At 50.6% G+C, this 20,812-nt stretch carries 17 protein-coding genes; 9 read left to right on the plus strand and 8 right to left on the minus strand.

All coding sequences use genetic code 11. The annotated features are described in order from the left end of the window. Window positions 1-37: 37 nt before the first annotated feature. Entirely contained in the window at window positions 38-2,344 is a 2,307-nt protein-coding gene (locus FPG75_RS26405) for an NADP-dependent malic enzyme (RefSeq protein ID WP_143310737.1), read from the minus strand. A gap of 134 nt (window positions 2,345-2,478) precedes the next feature. Between FPG75_RS26405 and FPG75_RS24800 the strand changes: the two genes are divergently transcribed. Next, window positions 2,479-2,919, plus strand: a complete 441-nt coding sequence (locus FPG75_RS24800) for a DUF4293 domain-containing protein (protein ID WP_143310738.1) — start codon at window positions 2,479-2,481, stop codon at window positions 2,917-2,919. Window positions 2,920-3,048: 129 nt separating this feature from the next. Here FPG75_RS24800 and uvrA read toward each other — a convergent pair whose 3' ends face one another. Further along, window positions 3,049-5,865, minus strand: coding sequence for an excinuclease ABC subunit UvrA (gene uvrA / locus FPG75_RS24805; RefSeq protein WP_143310739.1), 2,817 nt, complete (start codon window positions 5,863-5,865; stop codon window positions 3,049-3,051). Window positions 5,866-6,192: 327 nt separating this feature from the next. Here uvrA and FPG75_RS24810 point away from each other — a divergent pair, with 327 nt between their 5' ends. Then, window positions 6,193-6,765 carry an RNA polymerase sigma factor gene (locus tag FPG75_RS24810; protein WP_143310740.1) on the plus strand — a complete coding sequence of 191 codons (573 nt, stop codon included), beginning with the start codon at window positions 6,193-6,195 and terminating at the stop codon, window positions 6,763-6,765. 62 nt (window positions 6,766-6,827) lie between these two features. Here FPG75_RS24810 and FPG75_RS24815 read toward each other — a convergent pair whose 3' ends face one another. Together FPG75_RS24815 and FPG75_RS24820 are read right to left on the minus strand one after the other, a co-directional pair. Continuing rightward, on the minus strand, window positions 6,828-7,745 hold the full coding sequence (locus tag FPG75_RS24815; protein WP_143310741.1) for a DMT family transporter: 918 nt from the start codon (window positions 7,743-7,745) through the stop codon (window positions 6,828-6,830). Window positions 7,746-7,760: 15 nt separating this feature from the next. Beyond that, a complete protein-coding gene (locus FPG75_RS24820; protein ID WP_143310742.1) occupies window positions 7,761-8,960 on the minus strand; it encodes a thiolase family protein in 1,200 nt (399 codons plus the stop codon). A 214-nt stretch (window positions 8,961-9,174) separates the two neighbouring features. Here FPG75_RS24820 and rlmN point away from each other — a divergent pair, with 214 nt between their 5' ends. Genes rlmN through FPG75_RS24835 form a run of 3 tightly spaced genes read left to right on the plus strand, consistent with a single transcriptional unit; the run spans window position 9,175 to window position 12,253 of the window. Then, window positions 9,175-10,218 (plus strand): 23S rRNA (adenine(2503)-C(2))-methyltransferase RlmN, encoded by a 1,044-nt coding sequence (gene rlmN / locus FPG75_RS24825; RefSeq protein ID WP_143310743.1) that lies wholly within the window; start codon window positions 9,175-9,177, stop codon window positions 10,216-10,218. A gap of 56 nt (window positions 10,219-10,274) precedes the next feature. Beyond that, a complete protein-coding gene (locus FPG75_RS24830; protein ID WP_236652894.1) occupies window positions 10,275-11,513 on the plus strand; it encodes a pseudouridine synthase in 1,239 nt (412 codons plus the stop codon). 14 nt (window positions 11,514-11,527) lie between these two features. Then, window positions 11,528-12,253, plus strand: a complete 726-nt coding sequence (locus FPG75_RS24835; protein WP_143310795.1) for an RluA family pseudouridine synthase — start codon at window positions 11,528-11,530, stop codon at window positions 12,251-12,253. Between the two features lie 147 nt (window positions 12,254-12,400). On the opposite strand, the gene FPG75_RS24840 is transcribed toward FPG75_RS24835, so the two are convergent. Further along, window positions 12,401-13,036: a peroxiredoxin gene (locus FPG75_RS24840; protein ID WP_143310744.1), complete on the minus strand. Its 636-nt coding sequence runs from the start codon at window positions 13,034-13,036 to the stop codon at window positions 12,401-12,403. A gap of 206 nt (window positions 13,037-13,242) precedes the next feature. Beyond that, window positions 13,243-13,623 (minus strand): hypothetical protein, encoded by a 381-nt coding sequence (locus tag FPG75_RS26100; protein WP_161596915.1) that lies wholly within the window; start codon window positions 13,621-13,623, stop codon window positions 13,243-13,245. 102 nt (window positions 13,624-13,725) lie between these two features. Here FPG75_RS26100 and FPG75_RS24845 point away from each other — a divergent pair, with 102 nt between their 5' ends. Together FPG75_RS24845 and FPG75_RS24850 are read left to right on the plus strand one after the other, a co-directional pair. Then, entirely contained in the window at window positions 13,726-14,730 is a 1,005-nt protein-coding gene (locus tag FPG75_RS24845) for a helix-turn-helix transcriptional regulator (RefSeq protein ID WP_161596916.1), read from the plus strand. Window positions 14,731-14,778: 48 nt separating this feature from the next. Further along, complete coding sequence (locus tag FPG75_RS24850; RefSeq protein WP_201748008.1) at window positions 14,779-15,276, plus strand: CHRD domain-containing protein; 498 nt, start codon at window positions 14,779-14,781, stop codon at window positions 15,274-15,276. Between the two features lie 61 nt (window positions 15,277-15,337). Here the strand turns inward: FPG75_RS24850 and FPG75_RS24855 are convergent, their stop codons facing one another. After that, window positions 15,338-16,063, minus strand: coding sequence for a LolA family protein (locus FPG75_RS24855; protein WP_143310746.1), 726 nt, complete (start codon window positions 16,061-16,063; stop codon window positions 15,338-15,340). Between the two features lie 75 nt (window positions 16,064-16,138). Between FPG75_RS24855 and ade the strand changes: the two genes are divergently transcribed. Continuing rightward, entirely contained in the window at window positions 16,139-17,776 is a 1,638-nt protein-coding gene (gene ade / locus FPG75_RS24860; RefSeq protein ID WP_143310747.1) for an adenine deaminase, read from the plus strand. Here ade and FPG75_RS24865 read toward each other — a convergent pair. Then, window positions 17,766-18,863, minus strand: coding sequence for an anhydro-N-acetylmuramic acid kinase (locus FPG75_RS24865; RefSeq protein ID WP_143310748.1), 1,098 nt, complete (start codon window positions 18,861-18,863; stop codon window positions 17,766-17,768). The genes ade and FPG75_RS24865 overlap by 11 nt on opposite strands. A 100-nt stretch (window positions 18,864-18,963) precedes the next feature. Between FPG75_RS24865 and FPG75_RS24870 the strand changes: the two genes are divergently transcribed. Beyond that, window positions 18,964-20,772 carry a YfbK domain-containing protein gene (locus tag FPG75_RS24870; RefSeq protein WP_143310749.1) on the plus strand — a complete coding sequence of 603 codons (1,809 nt, stop codon included), beginning with the start codon at window positions 18,964-18,966 and terminating at the stop codon, window positions 20,770-20,772. The last annotated feature ends 40 nt before the right edge of the window (window positions 20,773-20,812 follow it).

The raw sequence follows: 20,812 nt of genomic DNA on the forward strand, positions 1-20,812 counted from the left end.
AATCAAAAAATCCGAAAATCCTCACATCCCTAAATATTTATTTCTTCTTCTTCGATTTCACTTCTTTGTCGCGGCAGCATTTTTCCTGTGCATCTACCACGGCGATGTTCACCATGTTCACGATCTGGCGTACGGTACTACCGAGTTGCAGGATATGCACCGGCTTTTTCATACCGAGCAATACCGGACCGATCGCATCGAAGCCAGCTACTTCCTGCAAGAGGTTATAAGCTACGTTGCCAGCTGCAAGATTCGGGAAGATGAGCGTGTTCACTTCATCATTCATCAATTCGGTGAACGGATAGTTATCTTTCAGGATTTCTTTGTTGAAAGCCATGGCAGCCTGTATCTCGCCATCCACGGTGAGCGAGGGGTCGCGTTGTTTCACGATCTCGCGCGCTTTGCTGACCAGCTGTGCTTCCGGCGTTTGGCTGGAACCAAAGTTGGAATAAGAGATCATCGCGATGCGTGGCGTGATGTTGAAGTGTTTCACTTCTTTGGCCACCATCAGGGTGATATCTGCCAGCTCTTCCGCGGTGGGATTGAAGTTAACAGTCGTATCCGCGAGGAACAGCGGGCCACGTTTGGTTTGGATGATATACATACCGGCTACACGTTTTGCGCCTTCTTCCATACCGATCACCTGCAATGCGGGACGGATGGTATCTGGATATTTACGGGTAAGGCCGGAGATGAGCGCATCTGCTTCGCCGGTTTCCACCATCATACAGCCAAAGTAGTTGCGTTCACGCATGATCTTCTTGGCTTCGTAGAGGTTGAAACCTTTGCGTTTGCGTTTTTCGAAGAACAGTTCACCAAAATGATGGCGTTTGTCCTGCATTTCATCGCTCTTGGGATCGATGATCACCACATCTTCGATCTCGATCGCATTTTCTTCCATGAGGGTGCGGATTCGGGCTTCATTACCGAGGAGTATCGGGAATGCGATGCCTTCGTCGGCCACTACCTGTGCGGCTTTCAGGATCTTGATATTGTCTGCTTCCGCGAAAACGACCTTGCGGGGATCGCGGCGGGCTTTGGTACCAATTACGCGGAACAGTTGGTTGTCGAGGCCAAGGCGTCCGTTCAGTTCCTGTTTGTATGCTTCCCAGTCGGTAACCGGGTGTTGTGCTACGCCGCTTTCCATGGCTGCTTTGGCGACGGCGGGCGCCACGGTGCTGAGCAGGCGCGGATCGAGCGGTTTCGGGATGATGTATTTAGGTCCGAAGAAAATGTTCCTTTCGTTATAGGCGAGGTTCACGATATCGGGCACGGGTGATTTGGCCAGTTCTGCCAAAGCCCTTACTGCGGCCAGTTTCATGGCTTCATTGATCTGTGTGGCCCTAACGTCGAGGGCGCCACGGAAGATATACGGGAAGCCCAGTACGTTGTTCACCTGGTTAGGATAATCGGAGCGGCCGGTAGCCATGATCACGTCCGGGCGCGCAGCGATGGCGGTATCGTAAGCGATCTCCGGGTCAGGATTGGCCATAGCGAACACGATGGGGTTCTTGGTCATGCTCTTCACCATTTCTGCTGTTACCACGTTACCAACAGACAGACCGAGAAATACATCGGCGCCTTTCATGGCTTCTGCCAGCGTTTTCACTTTGGAAGTGGTGGCAAACTGCATGTGGCGGGGCGTGAGGTCTTTACGATCGGTATTGAGTACGCCGTCTTTATCGAAGAGGATGAAGTTTTCCTTTTTTGCGCCCAGTGCGATGTACAGCTGTACGCAGGCCATGGCGGCGGCTCCTGCGCCATTCACCACCAGCTTCACCTTATCAATTTTTTTCTTTACCAGCTCGAGCGCATTCAGCAGGGCGGCGCCGGAGATGATGGCGGTGCCGTGCTGATCGTCGTGCATGATCGGTATTTTCAGTTCCTTGCGGAGGCGTTCTTCAATTTCGAAGCACTCCGGGCTTTTGATATCTTCCAGGTTGATACCGCCGAAAGTAGGCTCCAGCGCTTTCACAGCGGCTACGAAGCTGTCGGGGTCTTTGGTGTTGAGTTCAATATCAAAAACATCGATATCGGCGAAGATCTTGAAGAGTACGGCTTTCCCTTCCATTACGGGTTTGCCGGCTTCAGGTCCGATATCGCCGAGGCCCAGTACGGCAGTACCATTGCTGATAACGCCTACCAGGTTGCCTTTGGCAGTATATTTATAAACGTTTTCTACGTCTCTGTGAATTTCTTTACAAGGCTCTGCCACTCCCGGAGAGTAAGCAAGAGAAAGGTCCCATTGTGTTTTGGTGTTTTTTGTAGGTATTACTTCTATTTTACCCGGCCTGCCCATTGCATGGTAATCCAATGCATCCTGCTTATTCAGTTTTCTTGCCATATAAATATATAGATTGTTATTGGGCGTGCAATATACGAACTATTGTGCTAAGGAGGTCTACCAAAATAGTGTGACCTCTACGGGATACAACATAAATTTACTTACTTTTACAGCGTTAAACATTCATAAATATCATGATACAACGCATCCAGAGTCTTTACCTCCTATTGGCTGCCGGTGCTGGTGCGGCCACCCTGTTCTATAATCTTTGGAAGGCCAAATTAAGCAATGGCACTGAATCCTACGTGAATGCATCCAGCAATTACGTGATGTACGTGATTTATATTGTGATCATACTGTTGGCATTGGGCTGCATCTTTTTGTACAAGCGGAGAAAGCTCCAGTTCCGGTTAACGGTGTTCAACATCCTTTTTGCGATTGGCGCGCTGGTGCTGCAATATTCCATTGTACAACAAACGGCTAACAAGCTGAATTCCGGCGGCGTTACCATCACGAGCGCTACTTACCTGCCCGCGTCTTTTCTGCCGGTGGCCCTGATCATATTGCTGTTCCTCGCTGCGAGAGGGATTTATAAAGATGAGAAATTGATTAAATCATTGGATAGGTTGAGATGACCAGGATTAAACGGATTTATAAGATTAATAAGATTTTACGGCGAGATCTTCTGGAAGATTATATTTATTCCTCCAGAAGATCTCGCCGTAAAATCTTATTAATCTTATAAATCCGTTTAATCCTGGTCATCAAAGGAATCTGGCTGTATAACTTTCCTTCACTTTCTTCAAGCCTTCCGGAACGCCCGCGTAGAGCAGGTTTCCGCCGCCGGCGCCTCCTTCGGGGCCGAGGTCTATGGCCCAGTCGGCACTGCGTATCACATCGAGGTTATGTTCTATTACCAGTACGGTATGGCCCTGGTCGATCAATGCGTTGAAAGAGTTGAGCAATTTCTTGATATCGTGGAAATGCAGGCCCGTAGTGGGTTCGTCGAAGATGAAGAGGATATGCCCCTGCGCTTTGCCTTTACCAAGGAATGATGCCAGCTTCACACGTTGCGCTTCGCCGCCGGAGAGCGTATCACTGCTCTGGCCGAGTTTCACGTAGCCAAGACCAACATCACTGAGCGGTTTGATCTTGTTACATACATCTTTCTCATCTTTGAAAAATTCCAAGGCTTCGTCTACGCCGAGTTCGAGTACGTCGTAGATGTTTTTGCCTTTGTAGGTCACTTCCAGCACTTCTTCTTTAAATCGTTTACCACCGCAGCTTTCGCAGGTCAGGTGTACATCTGCAAGGAACTGCATTTCTACGATCACTTCTCCTTCTCCTTTGCAGGCGTCGCAACGGCCGCCGTCCACGTTGAAAGAAAAATGTTTCGGCTGGAAACCGCGCATCTTGCTCAGCGGCTGCCGTGCAAAGAGATCGCGTATTTCGTCGTATGCCTTGATGTACGTTACCGGATTGGAACGCGATGATTTACCGATCGGGTTCTGATCGATCATCTCGATCTGCGTAATATCATCTACCGCTCCTTTCAAAGCACGGTGATTGCCCACTTTCTCGGCAAATTCACCTTTCAACTTCATCAACGCAGGATACAGGATTTGCTTTACCAGCGTGGTTTTGCCGGATCCGCTCACCCCGCTCACCACTGTAAATACCTGCAAAGGAAAATCTACGGTGATATCTTTCAGGTTGTGCTGACGGCATCCTTCGAGGGTGATCGCTTTTTTCCATTTGCGGATCTTCAGTGGCGGGTCGATGCGGTAGTTACCGCTGAGATACTTGCCAGTCAAGCTTTTCGGATCGGTCAATATCTCTTTGTAAGTACCTTCAAAGATCACTTCACCACCGAGATGACTGGCCAGCGGCCCCATATCGATGATGTAATCTGCTTCCGCCATCAGTTGCTCGTCGTGCTCTACTACCACTACCGTGTTGCCGAGATCGCGCAACTCTTTCAGTACGCCGATCAAGCGGTGCGTATCCCTGGCGTGCAGACCGATACTCGGTTCATCGAGGATATAAAGAGAATTAGTAAGATTACTGCCTAATGAACGGGTGAGTTGTATACGCTGACTTTCCCCACCACTGAGCGTGTTGGCTACGCGATTGAGTGTGAGATAGCCCAAACCTACGTCCAGCAAAGTTTTCAGACGGTGGTTAATTTCTATGAGGATACGTTTCCCTACCTGTTGATCGTATTCGCTGAGTGCGAGAGAATCAAACCAGGCTTTCAGGTCTGATACCGGCATATCTACCAGCTCGGCGATATTGCGGCCGCCCACTTTGATGTAGAGCGCTTCTTTGCGCAGCCTGCCGCCGCCACATTCATGACATACGGTGCGGCCACGGTAGCGGGCTTGCAGCACGCGATATTGCACTTTGTACAGGTTCTGTTCTACCATTTTGAAGAACTCGTTGAGCCCATAAAAATGTTCATTGCCTGTCCATAACAGTTTGTATTGTTCGTCGGTAAGATCGGCGATCGGCTTGTGTACCGGGAAGCCGAACTTGCGGGAAGCCTTGATCAGCGCCTCTTTGTATTCACCCATCTTCTCCCCTCTCCAGGGCGCGATAGCGCCTTCGTATACGCTCAGGCGTTTGTCGGGTATCACGAGGTCTGCGTCGATGCCGAGCACCTGTCCAAAACCTTCACACACAGGGCATGCGCCATAGGGATTGTTGAAGGAGAAGAGATTGGGCACCGGTTCTTCAAATTGCAATCCATCGAGTTCAAAGCGGTTGGCAAAATGTTGCATTGCGCCCCCGTCGATCTCTACATAGCAATCACCTTCGCCCTCATAAAATGCAGTTTGCACGCTGTCGGCTATACGATGTTGGTCATCTTCATTAAAATCCTTCACCACGAGGCGATCGATGAGCACCCAAGTATTTTCGTTGATGGCGGGCTTTTTCTGTTCCAGCAGCTCTTCGATGCGGAGCAGGCCATTGCCTTCGCTACCGGCCACGTATAAACGAGAAAAACCTTTCTGCATGAGGATATTGAGCTCTTCTTTTGCATCTCTCTTGGCATGACGGCGGAAAGGCACCAGCAGCAATACTTTGCTGCCATGTTTGAGTTTCACGATATAGTCCACCACATCGCTCACTTCATGTTTTTTTACGAGCTGGCCGGAGATGGGGGAATATGTTTTACCTACGCGGCCAAAGAGCAGGCGCAGGTAATCGTAGATCTCTGTCATGGAACCCACGGTGGACCGCGGCGTGCGGGTGATCACCTTTTGTTCGATGGCGATGGCCGGGCAGATGCCTTTGATGTAATCCACATCCGGCTTGTTCATCCGCATGAGGAACTGACGTGCATATGCACTGAGGCTTTCCGCATAGCGGCGCTGGCCTTCGGCATATAAGGTGTCCATAGTGAGGGAAGATTTTCCCGACCCTGAAACACCTGTTACCACAATCAATTTATTGCGGGGAATAGAGACGCTCACATTCTTGAGGTTGTGTACCCTGGCGCCTTTTATGAAAATATTGTCCTGAGGTTTAACTACCTGAGGATCAATTCTAGTTTCCTGTTTCTTAACTTTTGTACCCATTACAGAACAAATTTAAGGGAAAAGATGTTTCAATAAAGCTAGTTGATTGGCTTTTAGGCGGCTACCAAAAAAGCGCAACAATAACCCCTTGCGGGAGCCGCTGAAAGGCAAAACAGCCAACGGCTGAAAGCTATTTTTATTATTTGTTTTATTGAACTATTCTTTTATATTTGCAAAGGACGTATGCTATACCTTGGATCAACAATAATTTCTTTAACTTTTTAAACTGCTCATTATCGCTTAAACTCTACGTAATCAAAGCAACCAACAGGCTGTAAAGTCCGTATTATTTACTAACCCGTCTAGTTGTAGAAGTTTATGCAAATAATGTACAAATTGTGCGACGAGCAGTTGATCACCCTTTTTAAGAAAGGTCATACTTCAGCTTTAGAAGAATTGGTCCATCGCCATAAGGATAAGGTATATACTTCTATCCTCCTGTTGGTTAAAGATCCATTTCTCGCCGAAGACATCTTCCAGGACACCTTCATAAAAATAATCGATACCATTCGGGCAGAACGTTATACGGAGAAAGGAAAATTTTTACCTTGGGCCATGCGTATCGCGCATAACCTTTGTGTAGATCATTTCAGGAAGATCAAACGTACGCCGATGATCAAAACCGGCGACGACAAAGATATTTTCGATGTATTAGGTTTTAGCGACAGCTGCGCAGAAGAAAAGATCATCACCCGTCAGAGCCACGACCGCGTACGCCGTATGCTGGACATGCTCCCGGAAGAACAACGGGAAGTGATCATCCTCCGCCATTATGCAGAACTGAGCTTCAAAGAAATTGCAGACCTCACACAGGTTAGTATCAATACCGCACTGGGTCGTATGCGGTATGGACTGATAAATCTCCGCAAGATGATGACGGAGAAACAAATTTGTCTATGAACGACCCTTTTTTTGCTTGCCATCAGCGGGCGGCCGGATGTAATGTCCGACCGCTCGTTTTTTTATGCCGGCTCCTTCTTCCGGCTGATCAGCAACACACCGGCCAATACCAGCGCTGTTCCGATCAGCTGCTGCCAGGTCACCGCCTCCTGTAAAAATAATGCTGCCAGCAAGATGGTGGCCACCGGCCCCACACTCGCAATGATCGCAGCATTGCCGGCGCCCACATATTTAATCCCTGCCGATAGCAGGAAAGTAGGCATCACCGTGGAGATAACGGCAATGCACAAACTCAGCCACAACGTATAAGCGGAAAAGTGCCGCGGCGTAGCGCCATACTTCACGAAGTAATGCGTAAGCACGCCCAGTGCGGCAAACGACAAAGCATAGGCAGTGAATTTCATCGCGCCCACCTGCGGGATGATCTCACCGCCGCCTACCATATAAAATGCATAGGTAACCGCGCAAGCCGCCACCAGCAAGGATCCTATGAGCAACTTACTATCAAAGCCCTGGTGCTGCATATCTCCCACAAAAGCGATACACATGCCCGCATAGGCCAGCAACATCGCTTTCCATTGCAGAGATGTGATCTTCTTCTTGAAGAAGGTGGCCGACATCAGCAGGGCAAAAGTGGGATACAGAAAGAGGATCAGCCGTTCCATGCCTGCGGAGATATATTGCAATCCCATGAAATCGAAAATGCTGCTGAGGTAATAACCGAAAATGCCCAGCGCAGCTATACCCAGCCACTGGCGGGCATTCAGGCGCTGGTTACCTTCACGGCGCCACAACACCAGCGCAGTGATCACATAGAACGGCAGAGAAAACAACATACGCAGCGCCAGCACAGAAATAGCATCTACAGGCGCTGCGCGATAGATCAGTTTGATGAAGATGGCCTTGGCAGAGAAGCAGACGGCGCTCAGCAGCACCAACATGCATCCCCACAAAAAAGAAGGCTCTTGCTTAGTTGGCATGACGAATCAAGGTACTTAGGGTTTCTCGAAAATAATGGCAGCGCCCTGCCCTACGCCCACGCACATGGTGGCGAGGCCGTATCTGGCGCCGGGCCTGCGTTTCAGCTCATGCAGCAAAGTGGCGGTGATACGCGCGCCGCTGCATCCGAGCGGGTGCCCGATAGCGATGGCGCCACCATTCACATTGATGATGTCTGGATTGAGGCCGAGGTCGCGCGTGCAGGCGAGCGACTGTGACGCGAAGGCTTCGTTCAGCTCTACGAGGTCGAGTTGGGATACCTGCAAACCTGCGCGGCGCAAGGCTTTCTGCGAGGCTGGTACCGGTCCGATGCCCATGATCGAAGGATCCACGCCGGCCACCGCCATGCTTCTGATCATTGCCAACGGCTTTAAATTGAACTGTTTCAGCGCCTTTTCAGATACCACCAGCACCGCAGCCGAGCCGTCGTTGATACCGGAAGAGTTACCGGCGGTAACGCTGCCATCCTTCATGAATGCAGGTTTCAGGCCGGCGAGCTTTTCCAGCGATGTATCGCGCGGTGGTTCATCTTTGGAGAACACTACCTGCTCTTCCTTATTGGGTGTGATCTCCACAGGGATGATCTCATCATTCCATTTGCCGGCCAGCAATGCCTGTTTATAGTTTTGCTGGCTACGGAGGGCAAAGCGATCCTGATCTTCCCGGCTGATCTGCCACTGACGGGCTACGTTTTCCGCCGTTTCGCCCATGGAATAGGGATGGTACATATCGGCCAGTTTCTTATTGGTAAAGCGCCACCCGATGGTGGTGTCAAATATCTCTGTTTTGCGGCTGAAGGGGCCGTCGGCTTTGGGCATCACGAAAGGCGCCCTGGTCATGCTTTCCACGCCGCCGGCGATATATACGTCGCCTTCGCCGCACATGACGGCGCGGGCGGCGTCCATGATGGCTTGCAGGCCGGAGGCGCAGAGGCGGTTCACGGTATTGCCGGCCACAGTTACGGGCAGGCCCGCCAGCAGGGCCGCCATACGGGCCACATCGCGATTGTCTTCACCGGCCTGGTTGGCAGCCCCGGCGATCACATCTTCGATCAGCGCAGGGTCGAGGGAATTGTTCCTGCTGAGCAAAGCCTTGATGAGATGCGCGAGCATATCATCCGGGCGGATTGTGCTCAGTGCGCCACCATAGCGGCCGATAGGGGTTCTGACAGCATCAGCGATATATGCAACTTGCATGTTGATTTCCAGTTTTGTTTGATGGTCGATAAATGATTAACCTGCAAATAAACCATTTCCGGCAACTCCGCCAATAATTAACTTTTAATCGCCTATATAGCGCCTTAAAGGCTAATAGTTAGCGGAGCACGGGCATTGTCATTGATTTTCTGTATCTTTGCCGCTGCTTACCGACTGCCGTAAGGGCAGCCAATTGCTTATTTAACGGTCAATAATGAAGTCTGACAAAAAGAACATCCGGCATTTAACTTTGCCATCATTACAAGAATATTTCGGGTCTATCGGAGAAAAGGCCTTCCGTGCAAAACAGGTGTACGAATGGTTATGGTTACGCCATGCTAGCAGCTTTGAGGCTATGACCAACCTCTCCAAAGAGCTGCGGCACAAGCTGGAAGAGAATTTCAGCCTGCCAGTCGTAAAGGTGGACGCCACCCAGCACAGTACTGATGGCACTATCAAGAGCCGTTTCCGCCTGCACGACAGCCACCTGGTGGAGGGCGTGCTGATACCGACAGACTCCCGTCAAACCGCCTGCGTATCCTCGCAGGTAGGGTGCAGCCTCAGTTGCAAATTTTGCGCAACCGGCTATATGGACCGTAAGCGTAATCTTGATTTCGACGAGATATTTGATGAGGTAGCGCTCATCAACCAGCAATCCCTTGAACATTATGGCAAAAAGCTCAGCAATATCGTATTTATGGGTATGGGCGAGCCTTTGCTGAATTATAAAAATGTGCTGCATTCCATCGAACGTATTACTGCACCCGATGGACTGGGCATGTCGCCCAAGCGCATTACCGTATCTACCGCCGGCGTGGCCAAAATGATCCGCCAGCTTGGAGATGATCAGGTGAAATTCAACCTGGCGCTGTCTTTACACGCCGCTAACGATACCAAACGCAGCCAGATCATGCCTATCAACGATTCCAACAGCCTGAAGGAACTGATAGATGCATTGAACTACTTCTACAAAGCAACCGGCAACGAAATTTCGTTCGAGTATATCCTCTTTGATAATTTCAATGATTCGAAAACAGATGCTGATGAGCTGATCAAGATCTATCGTCAGGTACCTGCCGACCTGGTGAATATCATTGAATACAACCCGATCGACAATGCCCGCTTCATGAAGCCTGATGCGCAAACCGCAGAATCATTCATGGAATACCTCGGCAAAAACCGCGTGAATGCACGTTTACGCCGGAGCCGCGGGAAAGACATAGACGCCGCCTGCGGACAGCTGGCCAATAAAGGTTGATCATCAAATATTGCAAATACACAGACCATCTCATGGTCATCATTCAATAATAGTTTATGAAGAAAAGAATACCTGCTAAAAAAGGGTTTGCCCCTTTCAAAGAAAATAAACCGGGCAAAACCGATAAGCCAGCAGGCCACCGCAACCGCCCTTCCTCTGATGGCGAAAGGCCTGGAAGAGCATCTGCAAAAGATCAGCATAACGGCGATGATACACCATCACTCCGCAAACGCAGCTTCGACAAACCGGCCAAAGACGAACAGCCTGCCCGCAAACGCGGCTTCAGCACCGGCCGCAATGGCGACGATGCCCCCGTGCGTAAGAAATTCTCTGATAGAAAAGAAGGCGATAACAGCTCCTTCCATGGTGATTTCTCCCGTAAAACCACTGGCAACCGTGAACACCGCGAAACACCCAGTGGCTTTAACCGCAAAAAATTCTTCGATCGTGTAAACGAGCGCTTCGCCGACAAACACGAAAGAAAGAGAATGCCTGTTAAAAAGAAAGATACTAACGATCACGAATACACGAAAAAGTCATCCGAGCCCAAAGCTCCTAAAGAAAGCACCTTCGGGCCTGGTGAAATGCCGCTCAATAAATATATCGCCCATTGCGGCCTTTGCTCGCGCAGGAAAGCGGTGGACTATATTAAAGAAGGTAAAGTGACCGTAAACGGTAAAACCGTCACAGAGCCGGCCACCAAAGTAACCGCTGCCGACACGGTTACCCTGCAGGATAAAAAGATCACGCTGCAAAAGAACCTCGTGTACATCCTGCTCAACAAACCGAAAGGGTATATCACTACCACCGATGATCCCGAAGGCCGCAAAACCGTGATGGACCTGATTGAAGACGCCGTGGAAAATGAGCGTGTATATCCTGTGGGCCGCCTGGACCGCAACACCTCCGGTCTGCTGCTCCTCACCAACGATGGCGAGCTGGCGCAGAAACTGGCGCATCCCAAACACAATATCAAAAAGATCTACCAGGTGGAGCTGGACAAACCACTCACCAAGAACGACGCAGAAAAGATCCTTGCCGGCGTAACATTGGAAGATGGCGTGGCGCATGTAGACGCTCTCGGTTATGTAGATCCCAGGGATAAAAAGCAGGTAGGCATCGAAATCCATAGCGGCAAAAACCGCATTGTACGCCGCATCTTTGAGCACATGGAATACAATGTGGAAAAGCTGGACCGCGTGATGTATGCCGGCCTGACCAAAAAAACCCTCAACCGCGGCCAATGGCGCTTCCTGACCGACAAAGAAGTGATCCTCCTGAAACATTTTAAATAAGAGCCGGACATTTGATGCGATTAGAAGATCATATTATACTTGAAACACCCGATTTTGTGGTGGTCAACAAACCATCGGGGATGCTTACCCTTCCCGACCGTCATGATAACGAACTGGCTTCGCTCATCGCCATCATGAAGAAGGCGTATGGCGAGATTTTCACTGTTCATCGTCTGGACCGTGATACCAGCGGCATTATCCTCTTCGCCCGTAACGAGGCGGCGCATAAATATTTTTCCCAGCTTTTTGAAAGCAGAGATGTAAAGAAATTTTACCTGGGCATTGTGAATGGCCAGTTGCAGGAGAAGAAAGGCAGTGTGGCGGAGGGTATTATGGAGCACCCGGTGCAGAAAGGCAAGATGGTGACGAACCGCAAGGGTAAAGCCTCGCTCACTGACTATGAAGTGTTGGAAGAGTTCGGGCTTTACAGCCTGGTGAAGATGCAGATACATACGGGCCGCACGCATCAGATCAGGGTACATATGAAACACCTGGGGCATCCTATTGCGGTAGATGAATTGTATGGCAGTGCAGAGCCGGTGCGGCTTTCCAGTATCAAGAAGAAATTCAAGCTGGGGAAGCATACGGAAGAAGAGCGGCCGTTGCTCAACAGGCTGGCCTTGCATGCTTTCATGCTGCAATTCAGGGACCCTAACGGTAAAGAATATACGATAGAGGCGCCGCTGCCGAAAGATATGAGCGCCTTGCTCAATCAGCTAAGGAAAACAATTCATAAATAACAAGAGGCGCGAAACGCGCCTCTTGTTATTTATGGGCAATAAAAAAACGGGGAAAAATCCCCGTTTCGTAAAAATCAAAAACCAACCATTAAAAAATCTTTATCGCTAGGGGCTGCGGCCTGGTGGTAGCGGCAGCTTCCGGATATTTTATTTGTTGGGTTGCGGTGTTGTTCTCAGATAAGGTTTGATGATCTTATGACCTTTCGGAAAACGTTCCGGGATGTCGGCGGTGGCTACTGCAGCCGTTACGATAACATCTTCACCGTCTTTCCAGTCGGCGGGTGTAGCAACGCTATACTTCGCGGTGAGCTGGAGGGAGTCGATCACACGCAGTACTTCGTGGAAGTTTCTGCCGGTAGAAGCCGGGTAGGTGATCGTCAGTTTTACTTTCTTGTCGGGGCCTATTACAAACAGGGACCTTACTGTGAATGTTTCAGAAGCGTTAGGGTGGATCATGCCATAGAGGTTGGCCACCGTTTTATCTTCATCTGCAATAATAGGAAAAGTTACGTCACAATGTTGTGTTTCGTTGATATCTCCTATCCAGCTAAGGTGTTTGTCCAGCGGGTCTACGCTGAGCGCCAGCACTTTAACGTTACGTTTTGCAAATTCTTCCTTTAAAAGCGCGGTTTTACCCAGCTCGGTGGTACAAACAGGTGTGAAATCTGCGGGATGCGAGAATAATACGCCCCAGCTATCACCGAGGTAATCGTAAAAACTTATTTCTCCTAAAGTTGTTTTGGCCTTAAAGTCCGGAGCTGCGTCGCCTAGTCTTAAACTCATAGTTTCTCGATTTACTTGTTCAAAAATAGCATTTTCCTACAAAAGTTATAGACTTTAAAGGAATTTTTTCGTTTTTTTTCCAGATTTTTTATAAGGGGACTCGGCTAAAATGGGATTGGGGCTAACAAACAGATCGGGTAACAAACCGGACAAAAAACAGGGTTAATTCAAACGGATAAAAATATGGTTAGGAAAATATTGTTATATCAGGCGGACTGCTGCAGCTGCCAGGCATAGTAGGCCAGGCTGAATTTGGTATCATCAGCCAGGTCTGCTTCCTGCCGGGCGGCTGCATCCTCCAGTTCCAGCTCAAGGTATCCGAGGTATAGGTCGTAGTAGTGGCCCAACGATTTCACACATTGCCGGATCTTTTTGTTCACATCTTTACGATGGGTGCTATGATGGGCATTCTTCGCGGCCGCAGGCGGCAACGTAGGCGTAACCGGCGCGGGTGGCGCCGCTGGCATAGGGATCACTTTTGCAGGTGTCTCTTTCTCTTCCAATGCAAGCCAGTTCACATGTTGCAGGAGGTGCCCGATCAGAACCGGTTGCTGTGCTTGTACTGCGGATGTATGTGCTGTTTTCATCGCCATCATGTTTTATTAACGATACAAAAATATCATGGCAACGCGCATTCGATCTGCGTAGTGAAAAAACTTTACTTATTTTTATTTCCTAAATTTTTGTTTGTGCCAAAGAATAAGGATGCGGTATCGCGATACCGCTGGATCGATGAAAGGCTGCGCAACAAGCGCCTGCCAAAACCTACACTGGAAGCCCTGATCGAGTATGTTTCCGACAAAATGGATACTGCTGTTTCCACCCGTACCATCCAGAAAGATATTCAGGATATGCGCCAGGACCCTGAACTGAACTACCTGGCCCCCATCGTATACGACCGCAGCAGCGGTACCTACCGCTATTCCGATGAGAACTTCTCCATCAGCAATATCCCTATTGAAGAAGCCGACCTGCAAGGGTTGGAAATCGCCATCGGCATATTGGAGCAATTCCGCAGTCTGCCGGTGGTGCAACAGTTTGAGGATGCTATCCTCAAGATCGCAGCCAGCCTGAAGATGAATCGCGAAGCGCTGCAACACCGGGGCCTGATCAAATTCACGCGCACCACGCAATACAAGGGCGCCGAACATATCCCCGAAATAGTGGACGCCATCAAAAACCTGGAAGTGATCCGCATCGCCTACCAGAGCTTCGATCGCGACGAGCCCAAGGAGCATTGGGTAGAACCCTACCATCTGCGTGAATACCAGCACCGCTTCTACCTCATCGGCAAAAGCCAGCGAACACGCGGTGGCGCAGTGCTCACCTTCGCCCTCGACCGTGTAGTGAAACTATGGCCTACCATGAAACATTTTGATGAGAAAAATTTCGACGACGCCAGCTATTTTCAGCATGCGATCGGTATTACGGTGCATGACGGAGAGCCGGAAAACGTGCTGCTGTCCTTCACTCCCCGGCAGGGTAAATATATCAAATCCCAGCCCATACACGCTTCGCAGCGCGTAGTGAAAGACACTGACAAGGAATGCCGTATATCCCTCAACGTGGTGATCAACCCTGAACTCACGATGACGCTCCTCAGCTATGGCGCCAACGTGAAAGTCCTGGAGCCTGCACACCTGGCCGGCAAAATGGCCGAAGAAGCCAAAAATATGATGGCCCTGTACAAGTAGAGGCAACCGTTTCGCCGCCGCCAACGTAACAGTTAAAAAACAACTGTTATGCAGTCCATATCCATCCACAGGCAGTTCAGGCGCCACGCCGCAGCGTGGCTGCTGGCAACAGGCATGCTGTTCTCTGCCTGCAGCAAGAGCAACGACTATGGCGGCGGCAGCCCGTCGCCATCTACCTACAACCTGAGCGCCTCGCTGAATGGCGCACAGGAAGTACCACCCACTACCAGTTCCGCCACCGGTACCTTCTCCGGCTCCTATGACCCAGCAAGCTATAAGATCACTTTCACCCTCAGCTGGAATGGCCTCACCGGCCCTCCTACCGCCATGCATATCCACGGCCCTGCCGCGGCCGGCAGTAATGCTGGCGTGGAAGTGCCCATCACTGGCTTCGCGGCAGCGGCTTCCGGCTCTGTCACCGTTACCGCCACCGTGCTCACACAGGCGCAGGGCACCGATCTTATCGCCAATAAATATTATGTAAATATTCACACCGCCGCCAATCCGGGCGGCGAAATACGCGGACAGATCAGCGCCTCTAAATAATCATTGCATAAAAAAAGGCCCTGCTGCGAAATGCAGCAGGGCCTTTTTTATGCAATGATTATTATTGTTGCGGCTTGTTGAACAAAGTATCAGCTACCGGCTTGTTCACATCCAGGCGCTGTACCGTAACAATCACGCCCATCGGGCCTTGTGAGGTAGTGCCGGGATATACGTAACCTTCCGCGTTTTTCTTGTAGTCAGACAGTTCTGTTACCAGCTCCATATCTTTTCCCTGTACGTTCAGGGTATTGGTAGTTTTCACAATGTAGTAAGACCCTGCATCGATATAGGCATAGCCATCTTTACCTTCTTTGTTGGTCACTTTCAGTTTAAAAGCAGGCTTGCCGTTTACGGTATCTTTACCCATCAGCGCTACTTTCTTGCCTTTGGCGGCATAATCATATAATTCGCTGCCGGAGATATCCAGCTGGCCTTTCATTACTTTCAGCGTATTGGCGTCCATATCCTGTGGAGAGGTTTGACCCATTACCGGCATCTGCATCCAGCCGGAATCGCCTCTTACTACCTGGATATTCTGTGTGCCCATCACGTCAAACTCCATGCGCATGGCTTTGTTGTGCTCTACCCATCTTTTGAAAGGCATTTCCTGACCCTGCGTAGATACCTGTCCTTCGAGGTATTGCGTTTTCACGCCTTTTATCTTATCTACACCGCCCATAGCAGTGAAATGTTTCTTTAATATTTCTTCCAGTGATTGACCGAAAGAAACGTGGCTGTTCAGAAACAGCAAGCTGGTAATCAGGGTTAAGATCTTGAAATATCTCATAAAAAAATTTTATCGAATAAAGATAATATAAAAACAACTCCACGCTCCATCTCGCCAATTATTTAGTTTTGCCAGATGAATACATTCCAGATATCCGGTAATCTGATAGATGTCCTGCAACAGGAGATCTATCCCGCCACGCTGCACATCGTTGATGGACGTATCCGGCGGATAGTACGCAATAATGATACCACGGCGGCAGGCTACATCCTGCCGGGCTTTACGGACGCGCATGTACATGTGGAGAGCTCTATGCTCATCCCCTCTGAATTTGCGCGCCTCGCCGTGGTGCATGGCACCATCGCCACCGTGAGCGACCCGCATGAAATTGCCAATGTGATGGGGGTGAAAGGTGTGGAATATATGCTCAATAATGGCAAACAGGTCCCTTTCAAATTCAGCTTTGGCGCGCCCTCCTGCGTGCCGGCCACTGTTTTTGAAACGGCCGGCGCCACCGTTACCGTAAACGATATCAAACATTTGCTGCAACGGGATGATATCGGTTACCTGACGGAGATGATGAATTTCCCCGGTGTACTGCACCAGGACCCCGACGTCATGGCCAAGATCGCGGCGGCCAAAGCCGTGAACAAGCCTGTTGACGGCCACGCACCGAGCCTCCGCGGCGATGATGCCCGCCGCTATATCGCTGCCGGCATCAGCACCGACCACGAATGTTTTACACTGGAAGAAGCACAGGAGAAGCTGTCCTACGGCATGCATATACTCATCCGCGAAGGCAGCGCCGCCAAAAACTTTGAAGCACTGATACCATTGCTCCATGATCACCCGGAAAAGATCATGTTCTGCAGCGACGATAAACATCCCGACAACCTCGAGGAAGGACATATCAACCAACTCGTAAAACGCGCGCTGGCAAAGGGTATCGACCTGTTCAAAGTGTTGCGCGCCGCCTGCGTGAACCCGGTACTGCATTACAAGCTGCATAACGGCCTCCTGCGCGAAAACGATCCTGCCGATTTCATCGTGATCGATAACACACAGGATTTTAATGTGCTCGCCACTTACATCGAGGGGCAAAAAGTAGCAGAGAAGGGCCGCACGCTGATCCCTTCCGCTCCCTGCGCTCCTGTCAATAATTTTGTATGCGAAACCAAACAACCCGCAGATTTTCGTATATCCGTTGACGGTAGCGACCGTATAAAAGTGAAAGTGATCGGCGCCCTGGATGGCCAGCTGATCACACTGAAACAGGAAGCCCTGCTGCCCGTGGAAAATGGCGCCCTGCAAGGCGATACCATGCAGGATGTACTGAAACTCACGGTGGTGAACCGCTACCGCCCGTCTGCGCCCGCTATGGCATTTATACATGGTTTCGGCCTGAAACAAGGCGCCATCGCCTCGTCCGTAGCGCACGACAGCCATAACATTATTGCAGTAGGAACAGATGATGAGCAGATATGCGCCGCCGTGAACGCCGTTATTGCTGCCCAGGGCGGCATCAGCGTAGCCGGCAAAGCGGGCGTAGAAGTATTGCCGCTGCCGGTGGCCGGCCTGATGAGTAACCTCGACGGCTATACGATTGCAGCGCAATACAGCGCGCTCGACAAAGCCGCCAAAGCCCTGGGATCCACGCTGGCATCGCCTTTCATGACCTTATCATTCATGGCCCTCCTCGTGATCCCTCACCTCAAACTCAGTGATCTCGGCTTGTTTGACGGAGACAATTTTTCTTTTACGACTATTGACTAACCCACAGGGCGCCACCGATACTATCGCGGCTGGCGCCTGTTACAGACGACAGCACATTATTTTCCTGCCGCCAGCGAAGCGCACCGATAAGCGCCATCACCAGTGCTTCTTTGAAGCTCACGGTGGTGGCATCCGGCACCGTAACGCTGATGCCCAATGGCGCCAGTTGTTCTGCAATACTATTGACCATAAAAGTATTGAAAGCGCCGCCGCCGGTGATCAGCATCTTCGCTCCCCCTTCTACCGCCGGCAGCTGACGTTGCAATGCAGCAGCGGCTTTCGCCACCTGCACCGCAATATGATCTGTATAAGTACGGAGCTTGCCCTGCACCGATATGGACAGCGCGGTGATCATAGGCAGCACGGTGCCGGTGCCGAAATCATTGGCCAGCGATTTAGGCCATGGCTCGCTGTAGTAGGGCAAGGCATTGAGCTGTTGCAGGAGTGCGGCATCTTTTACGCCGCCTTGCGCCAGTTGGCCGCCATCGTCATAAGGGCGGCCCAGCACGGCCGCGAGCGCATTGAGCACACGGTTACAGGGGCATATATCGAAAGCCGTAAAGCCATCAGGCAGCGCTGCTGATATGTTGGCGATGCCGCCAAGGTTCAACCAGTATTGATATCCGGGGAATAGATATTTTTCGCCGACAGGTACGATGGGAGCGCCTTGTCCGCCGAGTGCCACATCCATCGCGCGAAGATCGCTGATAACGGGGAGGCCTGTTACAGCGGCAATAGCGGCGCCATCACCCAGCTGGGCGGTCATCTTGCCCGCAGGAAGGTGAAAAGTAGTGTGTCCGTGAGAAGCGATGAAATGTACTTTATGATCCAGCTGATGCGTCTCGATAAATTTCAGGATGCGATGGCCGGTATAATGACCGTATTCACTGTGCAGCAGCAGGTAATCGCGGGCAGGCAGGGAAGTAGCATTGGTCAGTTTGTTCACCCATTCCGGCTCATATGGCAGGCTTTCGGATGCTTTGATAGCATAGGTCCATTGTCCCCGTACTTCGGTCAGTTCTGCGAAAACCAGGTCCAGTCCATCAAGAGAGCTGCCCGACATAGTGCCAATCACATTGTATACCATCAGATAAAATTTGGGCAAAGGTAAGCAAAGAGAAAATTTATCTGCGGCTTTATGGAATACTGTTCATCTCCGGCATCATGCCGGCAGAAAATCTTTCCTTATGCGCAGATATCTCTCTTTATTATTCCTCTCCTGCCTGATGACACTGCGGGCAGATGCCCAATCCCGGCTGCTTTCCGGCTACGTAAAAGATGCCCAAACCCACGACGCCCTGGCGGGCGTATTGGTGCGTGTAGTCAATACCGATATCATGGCCAGCACCGATAAAAATGGCCACTATAGCCTGAAAGTGGCTGGCAGCGTAACGTTGGAGGCCATCTACCTGGGTTATCAGCGTGCGGTGGTAAAAGTAAGTGAACAAACTACTTCCAAAGATATTTTCCTGCAAGCCGATACCAGGGCATTAAGTGAAGTAGTGGTGGCCCGCGGCAATTATAACGTCAAAGCCATGAGCATAGTGCCTTCTCCGGCGAAAATATACTTCCGTGGTAACGATGATTTTACCGAGTCTTATGCTGCCATTCATGAAAACGTTTTCCACAATGTAAGCGACCAGCCCCTCAGCACATTCAGCTCCGATGTAGACCGTGCTTCGTACAGCAATGTGCGCCGCTTTCTCAATAACGGCAGCATGCCCGTTCCGGACGCGGTGCGGGTGGAAGAGATGATCAATTATTTCGATTACCATTATAAAGCGCCGCAGGGCAAAGACCCGGTGGCTATCTATTCGGATATGGCCGTCTGTCCCTGGAATACCCGTCATCAGCTGGTGCGCATTGCCTTGCAGGCCAAAACCATTGACACCAAAGACTTACCGCCTTCCAACCTGGTTTTTCTGATAGATGTTTCCGGCTCGATGAATGAGCCCAACAAGCTGCCCCTGGTAAAAAAGGCCTTCAAGGCCTTGGTGCAGCAGCTACGCCCACAGGATCGTGTAGCCATCGTGGTATACGCCGGCGCTGCCGGCGAGGTGCTGCCTTCCACTTCCGGCGACCGCAAAGCGGATATCATCAAAGCGCTGGAAGACTTGCAACCCGGCGGTTCCACCGCCGGTGGCGAAGGCATCACCCTGGCGTATAATATCGCCGCCAAGCACTTTCTCAAGAAGGGCAACAACCGCGTGATACTGGCTACCGACGGGGATTTCAACGTAGGCCCTTCTTCGGCAGGCGAACTGGAAAGATTGATAGAAAGTAAACGTGATAAAGGCATCTACCTGTCGGTGCTGGGCTTCGGCATGGGCAACCTTAAAGATGTTACGATGGAAACCATCGCCGACAAAGGCAATGGCAACTATGCCTACATCGATAACTTTGAAGAGGCCCGCCGCACCTTCGTTACGGAGTTTGGCGGTACCCTGTTCACCATCGCCAAAGATGTGAAGCTGCAGGTGGAGTTCAATCCACGATTCGTACAGGCGTACCGGTTAGTAGGCTACGAAAACCGTGTGATGCAAAATGAAGATTTCAACAACGATAAAAAAGATGCCGGCGATATGGGCATGGGCCACACCGTTACCGCTCTCTATGAAATCATTCCTACCGGCGCCAAAGGCGAAAAAGTAAATTGGGTAGACCCGCTCAAATACCAGCAACCTAAAATTATTGGCAGCGGTTCGGAAGTGCTGACCGTGAAGATGCGTTACAAACAGCCCGACAGCAACACCAGCGCGCTGGTAGAAGAAGTGTTGCGATACAACGACAACAAGATCGAAAGCAGCAACAGCGATTTCCGTATGGCGGCCGCTGTGGCGGCTTTCGGGCAACTGCTGCGCAATTCCGCTTTCAAGGGCACCGCTACCTACGACCAGGTGCTGACATGGGCCACCAGCGCCAAAGGCGATGATCCTGAAGGTTATCGCGCTGAATTTATTCAGCTGGTAAAAAAAGCGAAGCTCCTCGATAAGTAAGCATCAACTATTTTCGGTAATTTGCCGGCTCAAAGAGGAA

Origin of the sequence: Chitinophaga vietnamensis (assembly GCF_902167635.1) — a bacterium.
In the GTDB taxonomy this organism is placed as follows: Bacteria; Bacteroidota; Bacteroidia; order Chitinophagales; family Chitinophagaceae; genus Chitinophaga; species Chitinophaga vietnamensis.

Bases quoted from the DNA above. Each gene is read 5' to 3' on its own strand.
- FPG75_RS26405 (WP_143310737.1), bottom strand. From the start codon at position 2,344: ATGGCAAGAAAACTGAATAAGCAGGATGCATTGGATTACCATGCAATG.
- FPG75_RS24800 (WP_143310738.1), top strand. From the start codon at position 2,479: ATGATACAACGCATCCAGAGTCTTTACCTCCTATTGGCTGCCGGTGCT.
- uvrA (WP_143310739.1), bottom strand. From the start codon at position 5,865: ATGGGTACAAAAGTTAAGAAACAGGAAACTAGAATTGATCCTCAGGTA.
- FPG75_RS24810 (WP_143310740.1), top strand. From the start codon at position 6,193: ATGTACAAATTGTGCGACGAGCAGTTGATCACCCTTTTTAAGAAAGGT.
- FPG75_RS24815 (WP_143310741.1), bottom strand. From the start codon at position 7,745: ATGCCAACTAAGCAAGAGCCTTCTTTTTTGTGGGGATGCATGTTGGTG.
- FPG75_RS24820 (WP_143310742.1), bottom strand. From the start codon at position 8,960: ATGCAAGTTGCATATATCGCTGATGCTGTCAGAACCCCTATCGGCCGC.
- rlmN (WP_143310743.1), top strand. From the start codon at position 9,175: ATGAAGTCTGACAAAAAGAACATCCGGCATTTAACTTTGCCATCATTA.
- FPG75_RS24830 (WP_236652894.1), top strand. From the start codon at position 10,275: ATGAAGAAAAGAATACCTGCTAAAAAAGGGTTTGCCCCTTTCAAAGAA.
- FPG75_RS24835 (WP_143310795.1), top strand. From the start codon at position 11,528: ATGCGATTAGAAGATCATATTATACTTGAAACACCCGATTTTGTGGTG.
- FPG75_RS24840 (WP_143310744.1), bottom strand. From the start codon at position 13,036: ATGAGTTTAAGACTAGGCGACGCAGCTCCGGACTTTAAGGCCAAAACA.
- FPG75_RS26100 (WP_161596915.1), bottom strand. From the start codon at position 13,623: ATGAAAACAGCACATACATCCGCAGTACAAGCACAGCAACCGGTTCTG.
- FPG75_RS24850 (WP_201748008.1), top strand. From the start codon at position 14,779: ATGCAGTCCATATCCATCCACAGGCAGTTCAGGCGCCACGCCGCAGCG.
- FPG75_RS24855 (WP_143310746.1), bottom strand. From the start codon at position 16,063: ATGAGATATTTCAAGATCTTAACCCTGATTACCAGCTTGCTGTTTCTG.
- ade (WP_143310747.1), top strand. From the start codon at position 16,139: ATGAATACATTCCAGATATCCGGTAATCTGATAGATGTCCTGCAACAG.
- FPG75_RS24865 (WP_143310748.1), bottom strand. From the start codon at position 18,863: ATGGTATACAATGTGATTGGCACTATGTCGGGCAGCTCTCTTGATGGA.
- FPG75_RS24870 (WP_143310749.1), top strand. From the start codon at position 18,964: ATGCGCAGATATCTCTCTTTATTATTCCTCTCCTGCCTGATGACACTG.